At 45.1% G+C, this 22533-nt stretch carries 22 protein-coding genes; 6 read left to right on the top strand and 16 right to left on the bottom strand.

The window, feature by feature from the left end; genetic code table 11:
* Window positions 1-138: 138 nt before the first annotated feature.
* A complete protein-coding gene (locus tag C1S74_RS01755; RefSeq protein WP_045403394.1) occupies window positions 139-1329 on the bottom strand; it encodes an iron-containing alcohol dehydrogenase in 1191 nt (396 codons plus the stop codon).
* Between the two features lie 178 nt (window positions 1330-1507).
* Between C1S74_RS01755 and C1S74_RS01750 the strand changes: the two genes are divergently transcribed.
* Both C1S74_RS01750 and C1S74_RS01745 read left to right on the top strand, forming a co-directional pair.
* Window positions 1508-2005: a hypothetical protein gene (locus tag C1S74_RS01750; RefSeq protein WP_045403395.1), complete on the top strand. Its 498-nt coding sequence runs from the start codon at window positions 1508-1510 to the stop codon at window positions 2003-2005.
* Between the two features lie 8 nt (window positions 2006-2013).
* Window positions 2014-3441, top strand: coding sequence for a GGDEF domain-containing protein (locus tag C1S74_RS01745; RefSeq protein ID WP_231578973.1), 1428 nt, complete (start codon window positions 2014-2016; stop codon window positions 3439-3441).
* Between the two features lie 37 nt (window positions 3442-3478).
* On the opposite strand, the gene C1S74_RS01740 is transcribed toward C1S74_RS01745, so the two are convergent.
* Window positions 3479-4111, bottom strand: coding sequence for an SDR family NAD(P)-dependent oxidoreductase (locus C1S74_RS01740; protein ID WP_045403399.1), 633 nt, complete (start codon window positions 4109-4111; stop codon window positions 3479-3481).
* Window positions 4112-4400: 289 nt separating this feature from the next.
* Here C1S74_RS01740 and C1S74_RS01735 point away from each other — a divergent pair, with 289 nt between their 5' ends.
* A complete protein-coding gene (locus tag C1S74_RS01735; RefSeq protein WP_045403405.1) occupies window positions 4401-5681 on the top strand; it encodes an HD-GYP domain-containing protein in 1281 nt (426 codons plus the stop codon).
* An 81-nt stretch (window positions 5682-5762) separates the two neighbouring features.
* Here C1S74_RS01735 and C1S74_RS01730 read toward each other — a convergent pair whose 3' ends face one another.
* Both C1S74_RS01730 and C1S74_RS01725 read right to left on the bottom strand, forming a co-directional pair.
* Window positions 5763-6365, bottom strand: coding sequence for a 2OG-Fe(II) oxygenase (locus C1S74_RS01730; protein WP_038872201.1), 603 nt, complete (start codon window positions 6363-6365; stop codon window positions 5763-5765).
* A 155-nt stretch (window positions 6366-6520) separates the two neighbouring features.
* Entirely contained in the window at window positions 6521-7288 is a 768-nt protein-coding gene (locus C1S74_RS01725; RefSeq protein WP_045403407.1) for a TerC family protein, read from the bottom strand.
* Window positions 7289-7891: 603 nt separating this feature from the next.
* Between C1S74_RS01725 and C1S74_RS01720 the strand changes: the two genes are divergently transcribed.
* The gene (locus tag C1S74_RS01720) at window positions 7892-8848 is read left to right on the top strand and encodes a LysR family transcriptional regulator (protein ID WP_045403409.1); all 957 of its coding nucleotides are present in this window, start codon (window positions 7892-7894) and stop codon (window positions 8846-8848) included.
* A gap of 20 nt (window positions 8849-8868) precedes the next feature.
* Here C1S74_RS01720 and C1S74_RS01715 read toward each other — a convergent pair whose 3' ends face one another.
* From C1S74_RS01715 to C1S74_RS01700, 4 genes are all read right to left on the bottom strand, one after another.
* Window positions 8869-9750, bottom strand: a complete 882-nt coding sequence (locus C1S74_RS01715; protein ID WP_045403411.1) for a YjjW family glycine radical enzyme activase — start codon at window positions 9748-9750, stop codon at window positions 8869-8871.
* Window positions 9751-9771: 21 nt separating this feature from the next.
* Window positions 9772-11316 carry a YjjI family glycine radical enzyme gene (locus C1S74_RS01710; protein ID WP_045403413.1) on the bottom strand — a complete coding sequence of 515 codons (1545 nt, stop codon included), beginning with the start codon at window positions 11314-11316 and terminating at the stop codon, window positions 9772-9774.
* A 207-nt stretch (window positions 11317-11523) separates the two neighbouring features.
* Window positions 11524-12150 carry a LysE family translocator gene (locus C1S74_RS01705; RefSeq protein ID WP_045403414.1) on the bottom strand — a complete coding sequence of 209 codons (627 nt, stop codon included), beginning with the start codon at window positions 12148-12150 and terminating at the stop codon, window positions 11524-11526.
* Between the two features lie 327 nt (window positions 12151-12477).
* Window positions 12478-13689, bottom strand: coding sequence for an HD-GYP domain-containing protein (locus tag C1S74_RS01700; protein WP_045403415.1), 1212 nt, complete (start codon window positions 13687-13689; stop codon window positions 12478-12480).
* A 459-nt stretch (window positions 13690-14148) separates the two neighbouring features.
* On the opposite strand from C1S74_RS01700, the gene C1S74_RS01695 reads away from it, so the two are divergent.
* Window positions 14149-15858 (top strand): putative bifunctional diguanylate cyclase/phosphodiesterase, encoded by a 1710-nt coding sequence (locus C1S74_RS01695; RefSeq protein WP_045403416.1) that lies wholly within the window; start codon window positions 14149-14151, stop codon window positions 15856-15858.
* 68 nt (window positions 15859-15926) lie between these two features.
* Here the strand turns inward: C1S74_RS01695 and C1S74_RS01690 are convergent, their stop codons facing one another.
* The 5 genes from C1S74_RS01690 to C1S74_RS01670 all read right to left on the bottom strand — a co-directional run bounded on the left by C1S74_RS01690 (window position 15927) and on the right by C1S74_RS01670 (window position 20308).
* Window positions 15927-16400, bottom strand: a complete 474-nt coding sequence (locus tag C1S74_RS01690) for a response regulator (protein WP_045403417.1) — start codon at window positions 16398-16400, stop codon at window positions 15927-15929.
* Window positions 16387-17724, bottom strand: a complete 1338-nt coding sequence (locus C1S74_RS01685) for a sensor histidine kinase (protein WP_045403420.1) — start codon at window positions 17722-17724, stop codon at window positions 16387-16389. The genes C1S74_RS01690 and C1S74_RS01685 overlap by 14 nt, the downstream gene beginning before the upstream one ends.
* Window positions 17725-17727: 3 nt before the next feature.
* Window positions 17728-19146 (bottom strand): SLC13 family permease, encoded by a 1419-nt coding sequence (locus tag C1S74_RS01680; RefSeq protein WP_045403422.1) that lies wholly within the window; start codon window positions 19144-19146, stop codon window positions 17728-17730.
* Between the two features lie 209 nt (window positions 19147-19355).
* On the bottom strand, window positions 19356-19835 hold the full coding sequence (locus C1S74_RS01675) for a GNAT family N-acetyltransferase (protein ID WP_045403423.1): 480 nt from the start codon (window positions 19833-19835) through the stop codon (window positions 19356-19358).
* Window positions 19832-20308 (bottom strand): GNAT family N-acetyltransferase, encoded by a 477-nt coding sequence (locus C1S74_RS01670; protein WP_045403425.1) that lies wholly within the window; start codon window positions 20306-20308, stop codon window positions 19832-19834. Before C1S74_RS01670 ends, C1S74_RS01675 begins: the two co-directional genes overlap by 4 nt.
* A gap of 131 nt (window positions 20309-20439) precedes the next feature.
* On the opposite strand from C1S74_RS01670, the gene C1S74_RS01665 reads away from it, so the two are divergent.
* A complete protein-coding gene (locus tag C1S74_RS01665) occupies window positions 20440-20901 on the top strand; it encodes a DUF417 family protein (RefSeq protein WP_045403427.1) in 462 nt (153 codons plus the stop codon).
* Between the two features lie 136 nt (window positions 20902-21037).
* Here the strand turns inward: C1S74_RS01665 and C1S74_RS01660 are convergent, their stop codons facing one another.
* From C1S74_RS01660 to C1S74_RS01650, 3 genes are all read right to left on the bottom strand, one after another.
* Window positions 21038-21379: a hypothetical protein gene (locus tag C1S74_RS01660; RefSeq protein ID WP_082039109.1), complete on the bottom strand. Its 342-nt coding sequence runs from the start codon at window positions 21377-21379 to the stop codon at window positions 21038-21040.
* Entirely contained in the window at window positions 21369-21689 is a 321-nt protein-coding gene (locus C1S74_RS26800; RefSeq protein WP_231572672.1) for a tetratricopeptide repeat protein, read from the bottom strand. Before C1S74_RS26800 ends, C1S74_RS01660 begins: the two co-directional genes overlap by 11 nt.
* A gap of 178 nt (window positions 21690-21867) precedes the next feature.
* Window positions 21868-22530: a Type 1 glutamine amidotransferase-like domain-containing protein gene (locus tag C1S74_RS01650; RefSeq protein ID WP_045403430.1), complete on the bottom strand. Its 663-nt coding sequence runs from the start codon at window positions 22528-22530 to the stop codon at window positions 21868-21870.
* Window positions 22531-22533 lie beyond the last annotated feature (3 nt).

Here is a 22533-nt window from a genome sequence, read left to right as displayed (position 1 = left end):
GCATCAGATCAGGCAACGGCACCATAAACCTAACACCATGTTCGTAATGAAGCTGATTCTGTAGGATCTTTAGAATAATATCAAGCAAAGTGTAAGGATAAAAAACCACTACTGTACATTTTAATTTACAACCATATCTTAAGTGCGAATTTCAGAAAGTAACTGAGCACATTCTTGCTCATTCATGAATTTGGGTACTGGGTAGTTCCAATGCGCTTCTTTCAAGATCAACGCCACTAACTCTTCTGTGTCCGAACTGTTAAGCACTGGTGTGTGTTTTTCGATGCCAATCACTTCATACAACTCTTCGATACGATCGAGAAAGTTTTGGGCACTGGCAGAATCGGCGCTACTTCCTAACAAGGCGTCACTCAAAGCAATCAGTTGTGGCTCTATCTCTGGCAGCGAAAACTTAAGAACCGGTAACAAAGCAAGACCATTCGCCATTCCATGAGGCAATCCATATTTTGCTCCTAAGTTATGGGCAAAGGCATGAACGTAACCTAAGCTCGCTTTGGTGAACGCTAACCCAGCATAATAAGATGCCATCGCCATTTTATGCCTTGCTTCTACGTCTTCCCCCTGTTCTACCACTTTAGGCAAATACTTAAAGATGAGTTTAATGGCTGCAACGGAGTAGGCTTTTGTTTCTTGTGATGCATTGCGGGATACATACGCTTCAACAGCGTGCGTCAATGCATCAATCCCCGTATCCGCCGTAATCTTTGCTGGTAAGCCCAACAACAGATCTGCATCCAATGCCGCCATCAATGGCACGAGTTTAGGGTCCATTAACGGCGTTTTAAGGTGGGTAACGGGGTCGGAAACGACAGCGGCAATGGTCACCTCAGATCCTGTACCCGATGTGGTTGGGATAACAAATAAAGGCGCTGGTGTTCTCCAGACACGAAACAACCCCGCGAGTTTTTTGATGGGACGCTTATTCGTCACTTTAGCGGCAATCACCTTGGCACAATCCATTGCCGAGCCACCACCCAGCGCTAAAATCGCATCGCATCCGGATTCCAGATAAACATCTAAGCCACGTTCAACATGGTCATAAGTTGGGTCTGGCTTCACCTCTGAGAATACAACAACCTCTAATCCATTAGAGCTTGCGCGCTCTGCAACTTGCTCTGCCATTCCGATCCGGACAAGTCCCTCATCTGTCACCAACAACAATCGCTGAAAGCCCAGATCGCTGACCGCCTCACACAATTCATTAACGGAGCCAGAACCCGAAAATAGCGTTGGCTTTGGCAGAGGAAGAACGTGAGCGGCCACTTTGAGTCCATTGGTATAACCGCGATAGAGAAAATGTTTCAGCATACAAATTCCTTTTGTGTTTTGGCTAAGCGTATGACTTAGTCATTCTAGATGTTTTTTCAATCACTTCGAGATCGAGAGCTCACAGAATCTTGTATTTGTTTCTCTCACAGCCCAACCCGACCAAACCAATGATTATCGACTATTCTATTACTTATGTACCAACGCTTGAGGACATGCCATGGGATACAAGCTGTTTGCTCTGATGGCCTTTTCTGGCTCAGTTTTCGCGAGTTCATTAGCGAGCTTTCCAGAAAACCTCGACAGACTTGTGCTTGTAAAACAGAGCGTTATTCCGGCCAGAGATGTAGTGTTGCCACCAGACACACCCACTTTTGTGCAAGAAACAGTGAAGATGTACAACTGGACGAATCAAGGAAGAGGCACAAACCTGAGCATATATGTCCCAAAACACAAAGTAGAAGCTTATAACAAGCACGGCCCATATACTGATGGCTTAACGGCAGTTGCGATATACGAAGAAGAAAACATTATTTTTGTCACCGAGCATCTTGCTGGTGAAGCGCTTTACGGGAGTTATGATCGGCAGGGAAACGACATATCCGATAGTCACCCCTCTCTGAGAATTGAAGCTTGCTATCGCTGTCATAACGGATACAAAGACATCTGCGTCAATGGTACTTGTGCGGTGCCCATCATTGATGTGTTTAATGAGTAATTCATATTGTGGGAACATCAATAAGAATAAAGATCTTCCTCTCGCATTTTGTTCTCGTCATTCTCATGATTGGTGCTTTGGGTTACTACAACTTTCATAACTCAATGGACACCATCATTAAAACGACGATCGTCTCTCGTGAGCAGAGTGCGAGCGCGCTAATTCATCACATCAGCGATGCGGTGCATGGCGGCAACTATGCAAACTTAATGTTGCCAAGCTTTAAAGATGAATTGGAAATGCATACGGATTTGCGTTATCTCTACGTCAACGGCTATTCCTCAGTGTCGAAAACCCCAGTGTCCGTCACTTACAATCGAAATGCCCAAGAGATTTGGCGATCCGATTATCCCCCAACTTTTGAGCAGGACTTAGATCAACGCATTGCCAGACTGACATCCGTGAAAAAAACAGGCTCACAATCGAGTGTAAAAGTGCAATACCTGCTCGCCCGACTCAACGACGCCCGTGAGCAGTACTATTTAAGTAAAGAGTTGGAAGAAGACCACACGTTGGATCTCTACCCTTGCCGGGTAATCGGAAAAAGTCACATAAGCTTTGAGAAAGACATCCTCTATATCACATTACCATTAAACGGGGACATTCAAGGCGACATTGAATTGCTCTACGACATACAGCTCGTAAGGGATATTCGAGATGAATTTGTTGTCGATTCTATCCGAGAAATCGTGTTAGGAATGGCGATTTCTTATCCTCTTTTGTTGCTGCTTTCTTATCACATCTCTTCGCCAATCAACAATTTATCTACTTTTATGCGTCAAAATTTTGAAACCATCAGTTTGTTTCAAGTCCCTAATACCAAAAGGAAAGATGAAATCGGAGATTTAGCGCGCGCCTTTAGCCATCTTGTCGACAAAGTTGTCCGCAAGAACAGAGAACTCGATGACATGGTGAAGCACGACCCCTTAACCGGTCTGTATAATCGCCGTTCTCTTGAGGCATCATTTCGCTCATTGTGTTATCAATCGAACAAAATGTTCATCGCGTGTTTCTTTATCGATATCGATCACTTTAAGGAGTTTAATGATCATAGGGGTCACTTGCAGGGTGATAAAGCCTTGCAAAAAGTTGCGAAGACCTTGGAATCTTTCGCCGTGCAAACCCACGGCTATGCTTTGCGCCTAGGAGGCGAAGAATTTGTTGTGCTTGCCCCTGTTCACGATACTAGAGAGGCGTTAGCGCGAGGCAACCAACTGCGCGGACGGGTTAAACAACTGGAAATCATTCATCATGATGAGCCGATCATCAAGTATCTAACCATCTCCATTGGTATTAGCCTTTCAGAGCGCACGCAAGCCGACATCATAGACCCAAACCGCCTGTTAGATGAATCAGACGAAGCCTTGTATGCAGCAAAAGATCTAGGCCGCGACCAAGTCGTGCTCTATTCAAACGAAAGCAGGGACAGCGCCTAAACCAAGCCCCTCAAAATCATTCGTTTTAAAGGCTAACCTAGTAAGTCAGCTCTGGATCGACACAGTGGAAGATCTCACCACTGCCCTGACCTTTTTCCAGCATCTCAAAAAGTAAACGAGCCACTTCTTGGCGGTATACCAAACCATGCACTTCTTTAGGTTCAACCAACACACCATTGCCCGTAACTTCACCATCTTTCAAGCCACCTGGACGAATGATGGTGTAATCTAAGTCGCTGGTTTGTAGCCATGCTTCCGCTAATGACTTCTCACGCACAACACCGCCAAAACCCGCTTTAGAACGGTCAGAAAGGTATTTCCAGCTATCACCGCAACCAAGTGACGTCACTAGAACAAAACGCTTAAGCGATGCTTTACAGGCAGCATCGATAAGGTGACGATGGCCAAGGTAATCTACCGGAATGTCTGCACGGAAACTGCCCATCGTGCTGATGATGATGTCTTCTTGATTGAGTTGTGCAACCACCGCGTTAACCTCTTCCGCAACAGTGGCATCACAGGTAAACATCGACTGGCAAATCGCTTTCAAATCCGGACTTTTGTCTGGATTTCTCGCCACACCGACAACTTCAGCACCTTTCTCTGCAAAATACTGTGCAATTGCCAAACCAAGACCACTACTTGCACCCCAAACCACCACTCTTTTCATAACTTACCTTCCACACAACAATGATAATGAGAATACTTTACATCACTAATTGGGGGCTTTTCAAAGGAAGTCAATCGAACACCTAAAATTCTTTCTAAATCAATACGTAGTTCAAAGAACTGAACGATACTTTTCCCCTAGTGATGAAATTTACGTGCGACAACCAGTATTATTCCCGCCATAACTATAAACACATCCTATGCTCGTCATATTTGCTATCAGTTCGCTGCTGCATTCCCTTAAAACTAGAAAAATGGGCATAGGAAAAACAAAAACGTCGGTATTTACCATGTCGGTTTTAACAAAGAATCAGGCTTATGATTCGTCGAGTAATCACGAATTTGAAGTCGATCTAAAACAAGCCCTTATCTGGGTGGCGCGTGCGTTAGATTACGTAGGCGTCGACGATTCTCACCACAGCCATCGGGTGGCTTACATCGCATACCAATGCGCTCTCGCTTTAGGTTGGGATAATCACCAAGCCGAGTTCTGTTACTTCGCAGGAATGGTTCACGACTGTGGCGTCTCAGAAACCCGCGAGCACATGATGTTGCTCGAACAGCTCGTCCCTCAAGACGCCAAAGCCCACTGCATTCGTGGTTACCACACACTTAAGCAGTGTCGCTTGCTGGCACAATTCGCTACTCCGATTCTTTACCATCACACGCATTGGGATGAGTTGGAACAGATTGATATTCCCTCTTTCGAAAAAAACGTCGCCGCATTACTCTATCTCTCGGACCGTTTAGATTTTATGCGCGCCCACTACGTCACTAACTGCCATAGTGATCTTGTCACTTTACATGAAGAACTGATCGCGGAATGTGTCTTGACTAATGCAGGCACCTTATTTCATCCCGAAATGTGCCGTGCCATGGTCAAACTTATCATGACAGACGCGTTTTGGTTCGCTATGGAATCCGAACACATCGAAACCATTGGTATGCAGTTCGAAAATATCGATTGGCTGCAAAAGCAATTAAGTATCGAAGATCTCACCAGTTTAGGACTTTTTCTTGCAAGAATTGTCGACGCAAAAAGTTCTTTCACCTATCAACATTCACAAAAAGTGGCTGAACTGTCTCGTTACTTGGCGAAAAAAATCGGGTTGGATGAGCACGACCAAGAAATGATCTACATTGCAGGGTTGGTACATGACATTGGCAAGCTAAAAACACCCGATGAAATCCTTCATAAAGAAGGGCCACTAGACAAGCAAGAATACACTCGTATCAAGCGCCACACGATTGATACTGAACTTGCCCTGCACAAAGTATTTCCGAATGCCAAGATTGCCGAGTGGGCTTCCAACCATCATGAACGGTTAGATGGTTCAGGTTACCCTTATCATAAAACGGCTGAAGCTTTGGATGTGCCTTCTCGTATCATTGCCGTTGTCGATGTATTTCAAGCGCTTTCTCAAGACCGCCCATATCGAGGCCGTATGACATTACAAGAAATCGCAATCATCATGGGTGAGCAAGTAGGTTCGGGAAAACTCTGTGCCGAGGTTTATCAGGTGTTATGGTCAAACAGGCAAGCGTGTTATGAGCTCTCAGTAGGCATGTAACGCCGAGCGTTCTAGACAAAGCAAACAACAAAGGGACACCAAGTTGGTGTCCCTTTGTCTTGTTGAAATCAATGAAAACGCTTAGTGAGCGATATCAAGCTGGTTGTCTTTCACGCCATTAATGCGGAACCAACCTGCAATGCTAAAACGCTCTGCATTTGTCGGTAACACTTCGTGAGGAAATTGTTCTGATAAGAATACAAACAAGCGACCAGAACGTGGTGGGATCGTCGCAATCACGTTGTCATTCAAATCATAAACCACCAACTCGCCAGCATCTTCTTCGCTCCACGATTCATTCATGTAGAACACGGTCGTTAGACGGCGATTTTCATTGCCTTTGAAGCAATCCAAGTGCTTTTGATAGAAGTCGCCTTTCTCATATTTTGCAAAATGCGCTTCGTACTCAAACAACCCGAGATAGAAGTAACGGTTTGCTTCTAAACGAATCGCTTCCATCTTGTCTAAAAATGAGGTTACTGCCGAGCCCATGTCACGCTTCAACCATTGAATCTTATCACTACGAATCGATTCAACACGTGTCACATCGTCGTTACGACCAATACGTGCTTTCTTCCAATTGTCTGGAATACAGTCACGCAGCTCAGCCACTTCTTCTTGAGAAAGGAAATCATCCCAGATGTAGTATCCGTCCGTCGATAACGCATCGATCAGTTTGTTCATTCTATTTCGTTCACTTGTAAGAGTTAGGGCGGTCTATATAAGAAATTCGTGCTACAACAACAAATTCCATTTTTAATCGACACGACAAACCCTTGCTTTTCCTTATGTCCAGACGTAAAAAAGCCGCTCAGGAGAGCGGCCAGTTTTGAGTTCGATTATCGCACTTGCAATGCAATTGAACGAGGTCGAATTGGACGAATTCGTTGAATCACTGGGCGTTGTTTTTTCTTAAGTTGGATATGACACATTTCCAACACTAAACCAAACGTCATCGCGAAATACACGTAACCTTTGTTGATGTGAATAGCAAAACCTTCTGCCATCAACAGACCACCTAACAATACTAGGAACAGTAGAGCAAGGGTCTTAAAGCCCGGGTAACGCGTCACTAGGTTGTTGATTTTCTCCGCCGTTAACACCATCACAATCGCTGACGAAATGATCGCTGCCACCATGATTGGTACTTCGCTCGTTAGACCAACCGCAGTAATCACCGAGTCCATCGAGAACACAGCATCAACCGCGACAATCTGAAGCAGAACCACAGCCAGACCAGTACGAACATGAGTCGAGTGACCGTGCTCAGTGTGCGTTAACCAACTCCACAACTCTTTCAAGCTTTTCGCCAGTAGGAATGCACCGCCCGCAATCATAATCAAATCACGACCAGTAAACGCATAGTCGCTGAAGCTGATTAACGGCTGAGTAAGCTGCATGATCCAAGAGATCGAGAACACCAAAACAATACGCGCCATCACCGCTAGGCCAATACCTAGGTTTCGGGCAAGTTTACGCTGGTGTTGTGGTAATCGTTCACACAGAACGGAGATGAATACGACGTTATCAACGCCTAAGACTACTTCAAGAGCAAACAAGGTAGCGAAGATAGCCCACGCTTCTGGTTGCATAAAAAGTTCTAACATGAGTACGCCTCCGGTGATTGGAAGTCATACAGTGAATTGTTCAGTCGACTAAAGGGGTCGTCCATTAAGTTTTTAAAACCTCTGTTACTTAGGAAGTGCGAGTAAATCACCTCCTCCAGTTGTACGCAACCCCTTATTTTGTCAGGCTTGTGTAAAGCATCTTTCGTCCTCTAAGGGATATAAGCCATACTCACCCCATCAAGTGCCGAGTTGAGCCAAATCTTTATACCCAAGTAACCTCAAGATGCTTGGTTCAGCGAGGATGACTTGGTTTGAAGGCGAGGCAACAATTTGAAGATCTAGTGGCTCTAAATCGAAAATTGTTAACAAAGCATGCGAACCAAGGCAACTCGCCCTTCGGGAGCGTGTCACTGAAGCAATTTCTTCGTCAAGCAACTTGGAAAGAGCTGGCTATTCCGCTTCGTTGCTTTCCTTGAACTTGAATCAGTGACAACGCTCTGAATCCTGCATCCTTGAAGTCACTTGGGTATATATAGAACACGAAAAGAAACGCCTCTTTTTGCGTGCTTCAACAATCGTAAAAAAATGTTTCATAATAATATTTTGATATACTGAGAAAAATCACACAAATTAGCCTTGCGAATGGATTACATAACACTCTCACGCATTAGCCTTAAACACCTTACTGTATTGCACATGCTGCTCACGACGCATAGCGTGACTCAAGCGGCGGAACAGCTCTGCGTGACCCCTTCCAGCGTGAGTAAAACGCTCAGCCAATTGCGCGACATTCTTAAAGACGACCTTTTCTACCGCGATGGCACTCGTTTAGTCCCAACCCCATTTGCGTTGAACATCGGCCCTTCTGTTCATGGCATTCTTTCCAGCATGAACGGTTTGCTTTACCAAGGCTCGTTTAATCCGGCGTATTACGAAGGTCGCTTTTCTTTGGCAATGCGTGAAAGTACCTTCGAGATCTTCGCACCTATGCTGCAAAACTTGTCACAACAGATGGGAAGTCGCGCACAACTCAATGTGTATGCAAAAGAACAAATGAGTTTTGATTCTCTGATCCGTGGGCAAGTGGACTTTATGATTCTGCCGCACGACATCAGCCAACCACCAACGCACAACAAAGACTTGGTTTGGCAGACGATTCTAGAAGACGAAATGATCTGTTTGATGGGCAGCAATAACCCATTAGCGAAAGAAGAATTGTCGGTAGAGAACTACTTGTGTGCGAGACACATTGGTATTCACGATAAAGATTTGTCCCAACCTTACTTTGAGCAGAACTTAACTCAACGTTACGCCAAACGCAGCGTCGCCATGCACGTGGCCGATTTTGGATCGGCAGCGGTAATGTGCCACCACTCAGATTATCTGTTTACTTGCTCGAAACTTTGGGCACGAATGGCGCTGCAAGCGAAGGGATTGATAGAGAGACCTTTGCCGTTTGAGTACGGACAAGTGGCGTATAGTTTGGTGTGGAATAAAGCGAGCCTGAACGATCCCGCTTTAAGATGGCTACAACAACAAGTGCTTAAGGCTTGTGAAACCCTCGGTGGATGCCGAAAGCCCAGAGTGAATAAACTCTAAACTGGTTCACCTTTACTGCGCTACACGTAGACCGATGGCATGGTCATTGGTCTGCTGACAAATTGACTTAATTGAGCGTGGAAGCGTTCCATTTCATCTTGGGAGCATTTTTCCCATTCCAGAGCTTCACCCGTGACACCATGATGCTGAAAGGCATTCAAACGAATGTTGACCGATTCTGGCAACGATTGCAGATAATGCCCCACCGTTGCAACTTCCGTATCTAAATCGCTTTTACCCGGAATATGAAGCAAACGCACTTCGTACAACTTGCCTACTTGCGCTAAATACTGAATGGTTTGGAATACTCGGTGGTTATCTCGCCCGACTAACCAGTGGTGCGTTTCACTTTGCCACGATTTAAGGTCAATCATCGCACCATCCATGTACGGCAAGACTCTTTCCCAACCTACGGTGGATAAAGAACCATTGCTATCGATGAAACAAGTGAGATGCTGCAATTCAGGATCGTGTTTGATCTCTTTAAACAGCGCCATAATGAAAGGGAGTTGTAAGGTAGATTCCCCACCGGATACAGTAACACCGCTAATGAAAAAGCGCTGTTTGCGTATCAAATCGAGCATTGCCTCCACAGAGTAGTCAGAAATTTTAGGATTAGATTGGTGCTGACATATCTCTATACAACGGTCGCAGTGGGTGCACTCCTCTTTAAGCCAAACAACGTTGTTGCTTTCGTCGAACTTCAGTGCGCCAGCGGGACACTCACTCACACAATCACCACAATGATTGCAGTGATTGATAGTGTGTGGATTGTGGCAATTGATGCACTGATAGTTACAACCCTGTAGAAAGATGACTAGACGGCTTCCCGGTCCATCAACACAAGAGAACGGAAGGATACGAGTTACCTTAGCCAAGAGGTTTTCCGAACGTCTAGTCATCTTATTCTTATCCGTCACCCATTACTTAGCGTAAGTCGGTGACATTTCGTGGCTCACCACACGTGGTGAACGCTCTAAAATACCGGTGTTCTTCGCCGCTTCTGCGCCTAGGAACGTCGTATTAGTACGTGATCCTTCTGCATCGAACTTTGCGATATCTGACAGTTTGACCATGTAACCCGTTACGCGAACCAAGTCGTTTGACGCAACGTTTGCCGTGAACTCACGGTAGCCTGCATTCAGCGCGCCCTTACATACGTTGAACATCGCTTCTGGGTTTGATTTCACTGTTTCGTCGATAGTCAGAATGTCACTGATGCCAGAACGGTAGTATTGGTGATGGCCTGCCGTTGCTTGCACGTAAGACACTGGATCAGGTTCGTTGCCGTAAGGAATACGAACGCCCGGTGTTACATCCAAATCTAGGCTGATACCGCCTTGTGCGTGCAGCAGTGCTTTGCCCTCTAAACCAAACTTCACAGGTGTGCTTTCTACCAATTCAGACAATTTTGCCGAGATCGCGTGACCGAGCTCGTTTGCCGTTGCATCTTGGCCGTAACGGCTTGCACTGCCCTCTTTCTCTAGCAACACATTCACTGCTTCTGCCATACCGTAGATGCCATACATTGGCGCAAAGCGAGATTCTTCGATCAAGCCTTCTTGCGTTAGGAAGCCTTTGAAGAACTCAGATTTTTCATGCAAATGTGAAGCGCGTGCGTCCATCAGCTCAACCATCAAGCCGTGATATTCTGGCAGCACGTTATTAAAGAAGTCTTCACGGTTGTCTGCACGATTCGCCGCTTCTTTTAGGTTCATGCGCACTAACGTGTTTGAACCGCCAGCCAATGGCAAAGAGTTGTAGCAGCTCACAATACCAAAGCGAGCACCTTCGTAGGCATTCGCGTGCATTGGGTAATTCGCGATGTGTGGCTTGCTGCACTCACAAATGTTTTGTGTCGCTTGTTTTAACAAAGCGTCTGGTGTGACCGCTTCGTCGTACATGAACGTTAGGTTTGGCGCGATCTGTTTTAGCTCGGCATCAACTTTCAAAATCGTGCGGCAAATGATGTTGTCCGTAGGACCAATGTTCACGTGCATAAACGCATCTGGCAATGTGCGATCCAGCATAATCCAGAAGTGTTTCAGTTTTTTGTAAATTTGCTCGTCAGTAAGATCACCGACGTAAGGCATCAACACATCATCAAGTTGACCTAGGTAAACCGGAATGCTGGTTACCGAAGGCACGTGATGGTAAAGGATGGTCAACATGTTGATCGCATCATCAAAATCTTCTGCTGGAGCTAACTCCAAGTATTCAGAACCTTGAGAAAGAAATTTTGCGTAGTCTGGCAAAACATAGCGCGGCTTAAACGGCGCGTGACCTTCAAACATATCACATATGACGCCTTGCTGCATCGCTTGGCTTACCTCGTCAGAGACGGTCATATATGGAATTGTGGCTTCGGCTTCCAAAGCAAGAAAGTTTGATTTCTGTTTTGGAGACAAGTTGCTATCGGTCGCGATAGCAAGGAAACGCTGCTGAAGATCAGAAAGGCTTTGAGTCATCTAAGATGTTCCTGGAGAAAATACAACGAATACGCCCTTTCGAATCATTTGTTGGTTTCAAATCATCGTTCGAGGGGACGCGTTGAATTTTACGCTCCAATAGTCTTTGCCACTAATGAAAAAAACCAAACCGCCAATTTCCATTTTGGAAATAAGCTTTTTCTAATTTAGCTGAGAATTTAATAACTTAGATTAATCCGCTGTTATTTAGCTCCGATGCGCGGTCGACAAAGCCACACCAGCACTGATGAATACACCACCTGTAAGACGGTTGAACAACTTAGCTCTTCCCTTTGCGAATAACCAGTTTGATGTTCTCACACCGAGTAATCCATAGAAGGTTAACCAACTCAGCTCGAACACCACAAACGTGCTAGCAAAGATGACGTATTGAGTGAATAACGATGCAGAAAGGTCAATGAACTGAGGGAATAGCGCGGTAAAGAATACAATGGCTTTCGGGTTGCTTGCACCAACGATAAAGCCACTTGTAAACGCGCTGAGATAACTAGAAGAAGACTGTTCTGGCTTTGCTTGAGAAAAATCCGCTTGTTTGGATCGCAGAGCTTGAATACCTAGCCAAACCAGATACGCCGCGCCACACCATTTGATGATGTTAAAGACCAACTCCGAAGAAGCAATCACGACGCCAAGGCCAGTAAAAGACAAAGTAAGAATGATGGTGATCGCGGCTAAGCTGCCAAGTGCAGTCATAAAGGCGTGGCGAAATCCGCTGCTAACACCTTTGCTTAAACAAAGTAGCGAGCTGGGCCCAGGAGAGGCAGTCAGGACAAGTATTGCGAGGGTGTAGTAGATCCAAATATCGAGTTGCATTGGCGCTCCTTTCCAATGTGCGGATGAATGAGTGAATCACGCGGGATAACAGCCTTACTCAACGTTTCTATCCATGAAACATCACGTAGAAAGACGCCACATCATTCTGCTCATAACTGAACTAACTCCAAACCAATCGTACTCCTCAATAAGAGTTCTCAGTAAGAAACAAGAGCAAGAAGCCAGAGTAACAAACATGCCTCCGTTTATCTCTCTCCTCGTTCACGTTGAGTCGTTTAGTTATGCAATCAACATACTGATAATATGCAATCGTGTAAAGTAATTACTTATTGGACAAACGTCACAAACAAGCAAACTGACTGCACATTAATCGTAGAATGGCTTTGGATCGACTTCTAACGTCGAAGGCGCCACTGCTTTTTCGATAGTGTGAGCGCTGTTTTTCAAATCGACCATTGCCACATCAATATAGCGTTTGTATTTACGAGAATAGAAACACTTTACTATCGGTTTCAGAGCTTGAGAGTCATTCGATGTCCAGACAATACCTACACGCCCGTCACTTAACTGAACAATAGAACCGACTGGGTAAACGCCGATGCAGTTAATAAATTTGTACACCAGCTCAGGATCAAGGTGGAATGGCGTCAAACTCAATAGGATTTTGAACGCTTCTGCCGAACTCATGCCCTTTTTGTAGACACGGTCTGCGGTCAATGCATCATAAATATCGACGATACAGCTCATGCGGCCATGCATTGGGATCTGATCGCCAGATAAACCTAGCGGATAACCGGTACCATCAAGTTTTTCATGATGCATTAAGCATACATCGCGGCTCACATCGGCAAGCCCTTTCACACCCACGATAATTTCACCCGCAAACACCTGATGCAACTTCATATGCTCGAATTCTTCAGGAGTGAGTCGTGCTGGCTTATGTAAAACCTCATCATCAACTTTGATTTTACCCACGTCATGAATAATACCGCCGATAGCAAGCTGTTTGAGCGTTTCTTTATCCAAACCTAAATGCTTACCAAAAGATACCAACAAACATGCGACGTTAACGGAATGCTCGAGCAAATATGAATCTTTTTGGCGCAGTGCTGACACACATTGAAGCGCATCAGAATCAATAAATACGCTTTCGATCATGTCGTCCGCCCACGATTCAATTTCGTCGACTTCAATGATCTTGCCTTCAAAGGTTTGGTTCAGCAGTTTTTGCGCTAAACCTTTCGCTTCTGCAATCAGCTTTTTAGCTCGCTTGTGCTGCGCTTCGCGGGAACGAAACGCACGCTGAATTTTCGGTGTTATGATGACGTCAGATGCCGCCAACGTGACATCATGTTCCTCTTCAACGGGTTTGAACACGCACTCCTGAGCAGAAAGTTTCTGATCGACCCAAACAAACTTCACCCCACTGGCTTGCAGCTTTTTAATACCTTGCGAAGTAGAAACGCGTCCGGCATTGGCCAAGTTCACGCGTTTGTTTTGTTCGATTGCAGTAACGAACATACCGATACCGATATCTGCAATCGCTATTTTTATTGAGTCTTCTGGTTTGTACTGCATATCGTGAAACTTTGTTAACACCTATTATTTAGCAAACGCATTATAAGTGATCTGCCCATTCACTGTTATAAGAATTCATTATCAATTAAAATTAATGAGCATTAAGTCAATATATGAGGCAATCTCGTCGCCATAAACCATTTTTATTTTATGGAATTAGTTCAATTAATCATCACATTTAGTAAGAATTTCGATAATTTGGGTGTTGAATCAATAACTCTTTCATACAAATAGTATTTACTGTTGACTAAGTTTTATAAATATCGATTATTAGTCGCATTACTCTAATATAATTTCTATTCCACATAAGCGAAGTAAGCTCATTAACATCACCGCTAACCAACCTGAATCGACTTGTTTCGTATACAGTGTGAAAGGATAACCGCCCAAAATGTCATCAGCGTGTCGCTCGACTTATCTATTTATCTTCAACGCTGCCAGGATTGCGGAGGAAGCATCTTGACCACCAACAAGGTTGATCAAACCATTTCCGAACACGATCGTGAGTTTCTTCAGATCGTAGAGCAACGCTTCATCCACATCTTCGATGTATTTAGTGAAGGACTCTTTTACATGGATGAGTTCGGCACTATGGCTTTCTATAACCAGCGATTCTATGAGCAATTTGGCATCAATGCGGGCCGTATCAATCTAGATAGGTGGTTGGATTTAGTGCACCCTTTAGACAGAGAGCGTCTGTCTAAACGTGTCGATGCCCATATCAACACCGACAACACTCGTGTCACCACTACCTATCGATTGCGTAAACCCAACGGGCAATACGTATGGATTGAAGGTGTTGCGATGACCAAAGAAACCGAGCACGGCCACTACATGGTCGGCAGCCATCGCGATATCTCTGAGCGAAAACTAATGGAAAGCTACATTCATCAAGTGGCCTTTCATGACAACGCTTCCGGCATGGCAAACCGTGCACATCTGCTTCTCAATATCGATGAACTCGTGAAATCAAACCGTAGCCAAGCATCGATTTTTTATATCCAGATAGAAGAAATCAAATCTTACCTCAACCAGTATGGTAGTGAGCTGGTCGATGGCTTAGTCGAGAAACTATTGCAGACACTCAGCCATTTGCCTTCGCCCAACTGCACCGTTTACCGTGTTCATGATGATGATTTCGCTATTTTGGTGCTCGATGAAATACCACTCGAAGATTTGCACACTTTCGCACAAACCATCAAACAGAACTATCACGATGCGGTAGTCGAAGAAGGCCAATATTTGGGCAGCAATATCAGTATCGGACTCTACCCTTCTATCGATCCTGAGCACTCAGCTGAAGAAATTGTCCGCAAGGCCGCACGCACCTGCCAATATGCCAGCGAGAAAAACAAAGACCGTATCGCGGTTTACAGCCAAAAAACGCAACACGCGGTGGACCGTTACTTTTTTATCGAGCAGGGTTTGAAAAACGCACTTGAAGAGAAAACGCTGAGCGTGAAATTTCAGCCGATTGTCCGAGCATCCGATTTACAAGTGGTCAGCTTCGAGTCTCTGGTACGCTGGCGCAGTAAAGAGTTTGGTGAAATCTATCCTGATGAGTTTATTCCTGTCGCAGAAAATAAAGGCTTGATAGTCGAGCTGGGGTACCAAGTCTTTGAAAAAGCTTGCAAGTTCATTAAAAGCTATCGTGAACGTTATCAGAACCAAGTGCGTGTGAACGTGAACGTGTCGGTATTACAGCTTCTCAATAGCGAGTTTCCGAGCAAGATAAAAGCAATGGCGGATAAAGCAGGCGTCGAACCCAAAGCGATCGTTCTCGAACTGACAGAAACCTTTATTCTGGATAATAACCAAGCGGCTATCGCCCCCCTCAACACATTAAGTGAACTCGGATTTGCCCTCTCACTCGATGATTTTGGTGCAGGTTATAGTTCTTTGAATTGCTTCTTCGATTTACCGATGACACAAATCAAGATAGACAAGTTAATGGCATGGAAAACTCTAACAAATCGTTCGTCTCGAGAATACTTGAAATTCTTGATCAGTATGTGTTTTGAACAGAACATTGAGGTGGTCATCGAAGGAATTGAAGATGCCAAAATGCGCGACTTTTTTGCGGAGATGGGTGTCGATTACCTGCAAGGCTTCTGGTTTTCTAAACCTTTATCCGTCGCAAGTGCGAGTCGATACACCTTGAGCCAATAATCACTCCAGTTAAAAATCGCGAGAATGCATCCTGAGCTAAACATCCTACTCAGCTCAGGAGCATTCGATTATCTCAAGCGGTCAAACACGACATTCTGATCTAAGTGCTCGTGGTATTCGGTGTAATCCAAACCCATATCAAAAATGTATTTCGTCACGAGGTTTCTCACACAGTCGACCAGTTGCTCTGCCTGCCACGGTTTTTCGAAGTAACGGTCGATACCCGCAGAATTAATGGCATTAATGGTATCTGTATGTGTCGCTTGCCCGGTTAGCAATACCTTTCGAGTGCGTAGAAAACGACTGTCTTTAGAAATTTCTGTTAGCAATTCCACACCGGTTTTACCCGGCATCACATGGTCAGAAATAATAAGTGCAATCATCTCTCCGTCTGCATCTAACTCATCCATCAATTCAAGTACTTCATCGGCAGACTCGCAATCTTCAATGTTGAGCCATTGGCCTAACGACTGTAAGTCTTGCAGAACCGCGCTTAACACCTCTCGCTGGTCATCAACGCAAATTAAATTAAGCTTGTCCATGTTCATCCTCTACCGGTAATTTAATTCTAAATATGGTTTTTTCACTGTCACTTTTCACCGCGATTGAGCCGTTATAACCCGCCACGATGCGTTTCACTATCGACAGCCCTAACCCCAATCCAAACGACAGGCCACCTTTCTTCGTGGTGAAGTTTGGTCGGAAAATCTTTCTACGTGTAACTTCGTCAATCTCAGGACCATTGTTGGTGATAGTCACTAGAATCTTGTTCTTGCTTACACGCGTTTGTATCTCAATCGCTGGTGACTCGGTCTCTCTTAGCGCGTCACAAGCGTTCTTCAAAATGTTGACCCAGATTTGCACTAACTCGGTTTGTGAGCCAACAAATAACGGTAACTCTGCCGGACTAAACCTCACACTTACTCGCCTCAAGTCACTTTGCAATAGCGCTAAGGCTTGATTGATGGAATCGTTAACCCGTAATCCTTCCTCTTTATCGATATCCGTTCGACCGAGTTGTTTGACCGATTTAACAATCCCTACAGTATGTTTTGATGCAATGCGTAAGTCGTGCAAGTCTCGCCCCATCTGCCAGTAACGAATCGCCTCTTCTGGACGCTTTAACCAATGTTCATTGAGATAATCGGTCGGCACAGCGCGAGCTAATTCTCGGGCCAGATCTTTTGGCAAACCATAGTACTTCTCAAAATGACGCCCTCGCGTTCTTGCTTCACTCGATGAGATTTTCTGCCCTTGCATCAACCCAAAATCGAAGAACTGGCTTGCCTCAGGATGCACCTCTTCGAGCAATCCCATGATCACTGATTCCAAACGCTCTGATTTACTGCTCACCACACCAATGGCATTGTTGAGCTCATGGGCAATGCCTGCTGCAAGTTGGCCAAGTGTCGTCATTTGCTCTGCGGTATGCAGCTTTTGCAATGCCTTCTCTTTACCCAGAGCTTCTTGCATCGCTCGGCGTTGACGGCGAGAAAGCTCGTTGACCATTACAGGCATAAACTGCGCGGTTAAAGGACCGTACTTACCTGCTTCTACTGCTGGCGTATTGCGCTCAATCCACGCTAATTCAACGTCCGTTTGTGCAATCACCGTCGAAGAGGCAGTCCACGTTCCAGAGAAGAAGCTGTGTACGCCAATAAACGCGGCCTTAGACGCCGCAAACACCTGAGTCTGCTTTTTACCATCCTCAGAGAAATAACCGGCAAGCTCGCCAGACAGCACGTAGTAGAGTCTCTCGTTGTAGCCATCTTGCTCAATCAATACCGAACCTGCCGACACCGAAATGCGACGCTCGATATGATTGAAATAACGCTCCACCAGCGTATCTAATTTGCTCTCGTACATGACTTAACCAATGTGTCCAACGGTATGAAGGATCCACACCATCAAGAAACTGAGCAATACACCTACTACACCTAACACGACACCAACACGCGCCATTTGATTACTTTGCACATGCCCTGTCGCATGAGCCAATGCGTTTGGTGGCGTACTGATTGGCAGAGACATACCAAGCGATGCTGCAAAGGTCACCACAAGAATCAACGTCACTTCACCACCGAGTGGTGTTAACGATGCCATCGACGTGCCAAGCGCCGCCATGATTGGCATCAGCAAGTTAGCCGTCGCGGTATGAGACATAAAGTTCGCCATCACCAAACACAAGAACGCAGCACCAAAAAGCACCACGTAAGGCGAAAATTCATCAAATGGAATGCTGTGAACCACCAGCCTCGCCAAACCTGTCTTGTCTAGTGCAAGGCCAAGCGCAATACCGCCAGATACCAACCAAAGCACGTCCCAAGAAATCTTCTTGAGATCTTCTTTATTGATGATACCCGTTAGTGAAAACACCGCAACCGGAATCAACGCTACCGTGTACGAGTTCATGCCGTGCGCAGAACCCATTAACCATAATAAAATCGTACCAGCAAAGGTGATATATACGATCATTGCCTTCGGCGTTTTCAAAAACTTGCTCTTGATGTTGAGGTCAATTTTGGTCGTCTCAGCTTTGTAGAGAAAATCAATCAGGAACCACGCGAGCGCCATCATAACAATGACAAACGGTACGCCAAATACCATCCATTCACCGAAAGTAATGAGGTTTTCACCAACGAGGTATTTCAACGCAATCGCGTTTGGTGGGGTGCCAATTGGGGTACCAATACCGCCGATGTTTGCCGCGACAGGGATACACAACGCAAACGCAATGCGCCCTGGATCTTTCGGGCCAAACACTGCGATGACGGGTGTTAAGATGGACAACATCATTGCCGTCGTTGCCGTGTTCGACATGAACATCGAGAAGATTGCGGTGATCAGCATTAAACCCAGCATGACGTATTTCGGGTTTTGTCCGAACGGCTTAAGCAGTACGCGCGCTAAGTTGACGTCCAATCGATACTTGGTTGCCGCCATCGCGAGGAAAAATCCGCCTAAGAACAGCATGATGATTGGGCTGGCAAACGTCGCCATGATGTCACTGTATTGCAGCAACTCACCAAAATGAGGTTCCCCTTCATCAAGCCGAAAGAAAATGATGCCCTTGTTGGAAACGAGCAACAACTCAAGCACGATGATCACCACAGAGGTGGCGTAAATTGGGATCGGTTCAAATACCCAACAGAGTGCAGCAAGAAAAAATATCGCGATAACGCGCTGCTGAATGATGGTCATACCTTCGAATGGAAACGCTGACAGTGGCATCAGCAGAATGAGCAAAGGGATCACCGTTGGGATGATGTATTTGAGATAAGGGCGCATAGTACTACTTCTCTTCCTGAGATGGTTTGCCGTGAGATAACTGACGTAAGGAGCTGTTTTAACTGGCTTCCTTTCGCCACTCCGAAGGGAAATTATGCGCGCGCTTTTGAGGAGGAATTCTGGTGTTAGATCAATGAACTCTTATTCACCGCAGAAAATATGCGGTATCTGTGTTCAAGCTCACTAATTGAGCGAGGATTATTTATTGATCACACATCCTTTTTGTCTAAATGCCTTTCCATTACATAGTTGGTTAACGTAGCACCACGGACTTCGATTTGCTGCTCGTTCACGACAGTAAAACCCATGTGCTCATAGAAAGGACGAGCGGTAATACTCACCTCTGAATAGATCCTATCCAGCCCTTTCGCTGCTGCTTGCTTGAGAACATGAGTCATCAATGCACGCCCTACACCTTGCCCTTGGTATTCATGATGGCAGAAAAAGTGATCGACTAATCCACTAGGCTGCACATCGCTATAACCAACGATGACGCCATCTAGCTCAGCGACAAACGGCTGGATAGATATCATCTTCTTTAACCACAGTTGAGAGTCAAATCCCTCTTGCGCCCAAGCCTTCACTTGTTGCTCGGTGTAATCTCTGCGATTGACGTTTCGGACCGTGTTAAAGAAAAGTGCCCAAAGTTTCGGAGCATCTTCTTCTTGAAAGTCACGAATTGTGATCATACGTCCTCCAATAAATCGATCTGCATTAATTGCCCACGTTCACCTGGTTCCCCCACCGGACGCCAGCCATTTTTGTAATAGAAACGTTCACCTGCATCATTACCGGGCATGTAGCGTAATCTCGCGTACGTACAACCGCCATCGGCAAAACGTTTTAGCAAGAAGTCTTGTAAATGCTTGCCTAACCCTTGATTTCGAAACTTGGGTAGTAAATAAAACAGATTAATGTAGCCAAACCGTAACCCTTCTTCATCAAGAATTGGATGCCGGCATTCCAGTTGACCAATAATTTCACCATCTTTGATCACATGAAAGAAACCCGCTTCAGGATCTTCTGCAATAGACGCAAACCAGAAGGTAATTTCTTGGGTATCAAACCCATTTTGATGTCCAAAACTCACCTCATACGCATCTCTGCGAAACGCGATGCACAAATCCAAGTGAAGAGATAAATCGACAGGGACAAATTCCATTTAAGCTAACCCTTTTTATTGCTTAATTATTCGCTATATAGATATTCGTTATTTTATATAACCATAAATTCAAGAATTTTATATTTCAACCATCGGTCATTTAAAAACATGCTTTTATAGGAGAAGTTATTATGCATGCATCATCTGTTTCCCAAAAACCGACACAATTTGGTTATTACCTTGGCGTATTTGGCGTTGCCCTCGTTCTTATCTGGCTAGGTATTTATAAATTTACCCCAACTGAAGCCAAATTAATTGAGCCTCTAGTGGTCAATCACCCTGCCATGTCTTGGCTATATGGAATCATTTCAGTTCAAGCCGTGTCTAATATCATTGGCTTAACCGAAATCATCGTCGCACTCGGCCTATTGATTGGATTGAAAAAACCAACGGTTGCCTACTGGTCTGGTATTGCTGCAAGCGTTATCTTCCTCGCGACACTGAGCTTTCTAGTTACGACACCAAATACTTGGAAAGTTTCCGACGGTGTTTTGATTGCGAACTTTTTCCTTGTAAAAGATATTCTGTTCCTAGCGATCTCGATCAGCGTGGTTGAGCGAAATAAACCAAGCTTAACGCCCGCTATCGCCTAGTTTTAGAAAAATGATCAAGAGATAGAAAAGAGAAAGCGCCATGACGATATGGCGCTTTTTGTTTGCTTAACTCAACGTAATCACCGCTTATTGAATACTCTGTAGTTTCAGTTGGGCCTTTGAATAAGTTTCTACATTAAAAACGAAGTCCAGTCAGAAGCTGAGCAACGGCGAATAAAGGGACGGACCACGTTACGGCACTTCGATATGGCAACAGATGGACAAAGAGTGATGGACAACGCTTTATCTCCGTGACATGAAGATAGGTCAGCAAGTGCTGTTCTGGACTCGTTAGACACACCCAAAAGCGCCGAATATAAGGGTGAGAATAGAAAGCAAACATATAGCTGGAGCAAATTGACCATATACCTAAAAAGCCAATAAGTTCAACAAGAAAAAAGACTTCCAAACTAATCGGCAAAACGGTGGGGCCGCTTAGCAATAAAATGGCGAGCAAAAACCAAGTATTACGATTCATTTGCATTCCTTGTATTGTGTTTTCTTAGCGCCTCTAGTCCTCGCAGCGCCTTTAACGTTGAGGCCTTCAGAAGCGGCTTGTCGTATTTTTGTCTAATGTTAAGTGCGTCATTAAACAGCGCTTCTGCCTCGCTCAATCGCCCCTGTTCTACATACAACTTACCCAAATGCTGATAACTGAAGCTCAAATACAACTCATTGGCAAAGGCCTGACTTTGTATGAACAAGCTTATCGCTTCATCATAGTCGCCCATGTACTGTTTTGATGTTGCAACAACATGCAAAGCCCAAAATTGATGCTTATTGTCCAAAGCACTTTTCGCAACCCGCTCTCCAATAGTTATTGATGCTCGGTAGTTGCCTAGCACTCGTAAGCTGTCAGACAACAAAATTTGTTGCCACTGTAACGCCTCTGAGTGCCTTCGAAACCAAAAGAGAAGACATTTACTCCCGCGTTTACACAATCGAGTAACCGCACCTAAGCTGGGCCTATCTCTCTGAAATTTCATCATTGCCATTTCGGATTGTGATTTGAGCGTTCTCACAGCTATAAATGGCTTTGCTTGGCTTACCATCCACAAAATGCAGCGCTGCATAATCACTGAGGCCGTAGCAGATCGCGTCAAGATTGCTATGAGCAAAGCGCTCGAACAGTTCGTATTTCTCATCGTTCTCAACGAAATGAGCGGATGCTAAACCTTGTAAAAGACCGATACCTTTGATGATGGAGTAAGCCTCTGGATCGCTGTCGGTAATCCCATAATCAAACCAACAAATGGCGCCTGCACTCATCCCGCAAAGTATGATGCCGCGGTTGTAACACTCTTTCAGAATATCGTCGATGGCCCACTCTTTCCATAAAGCCAGCATAGAACGGGTATTGCCACCGCCAACGTAAATCACATCTTGCTCTAACAATTTGGTTCGCCAACCTTTCTCTAACTTGAACAGAGGAAAGTGTGTGAGGTACTCGCTCAACTTAGCATTGTGGAAACGAGTGATGACTTCTTCCGAATCTCCAGTGGCGGTCGAGAGATAACAGATTTTGGGGTTCTTCTTCCCCACTAGTGACAAAATGTATTGGTCGAGTTGGCTTGGGATCTCTCCCATCATCCAGCCGCCTCCGCCCAATACGACACATTGTTTTTCCAAAAA

The organism is Vibrio hyugaensis, assembly GCF_002906655.1.
Classification (GTDB): Bacteria; Pseudomonadota; Gammaproteobacteria; order Enterobacterales; family Vibrionaceae; genus Vibrio; species Vibrio hyugaensis.
The sequence above is the reverse complement of the archived record's forward strand: the minus strand, read 5'-3'. Positions and strand labels throughout refer to the sequence as shown.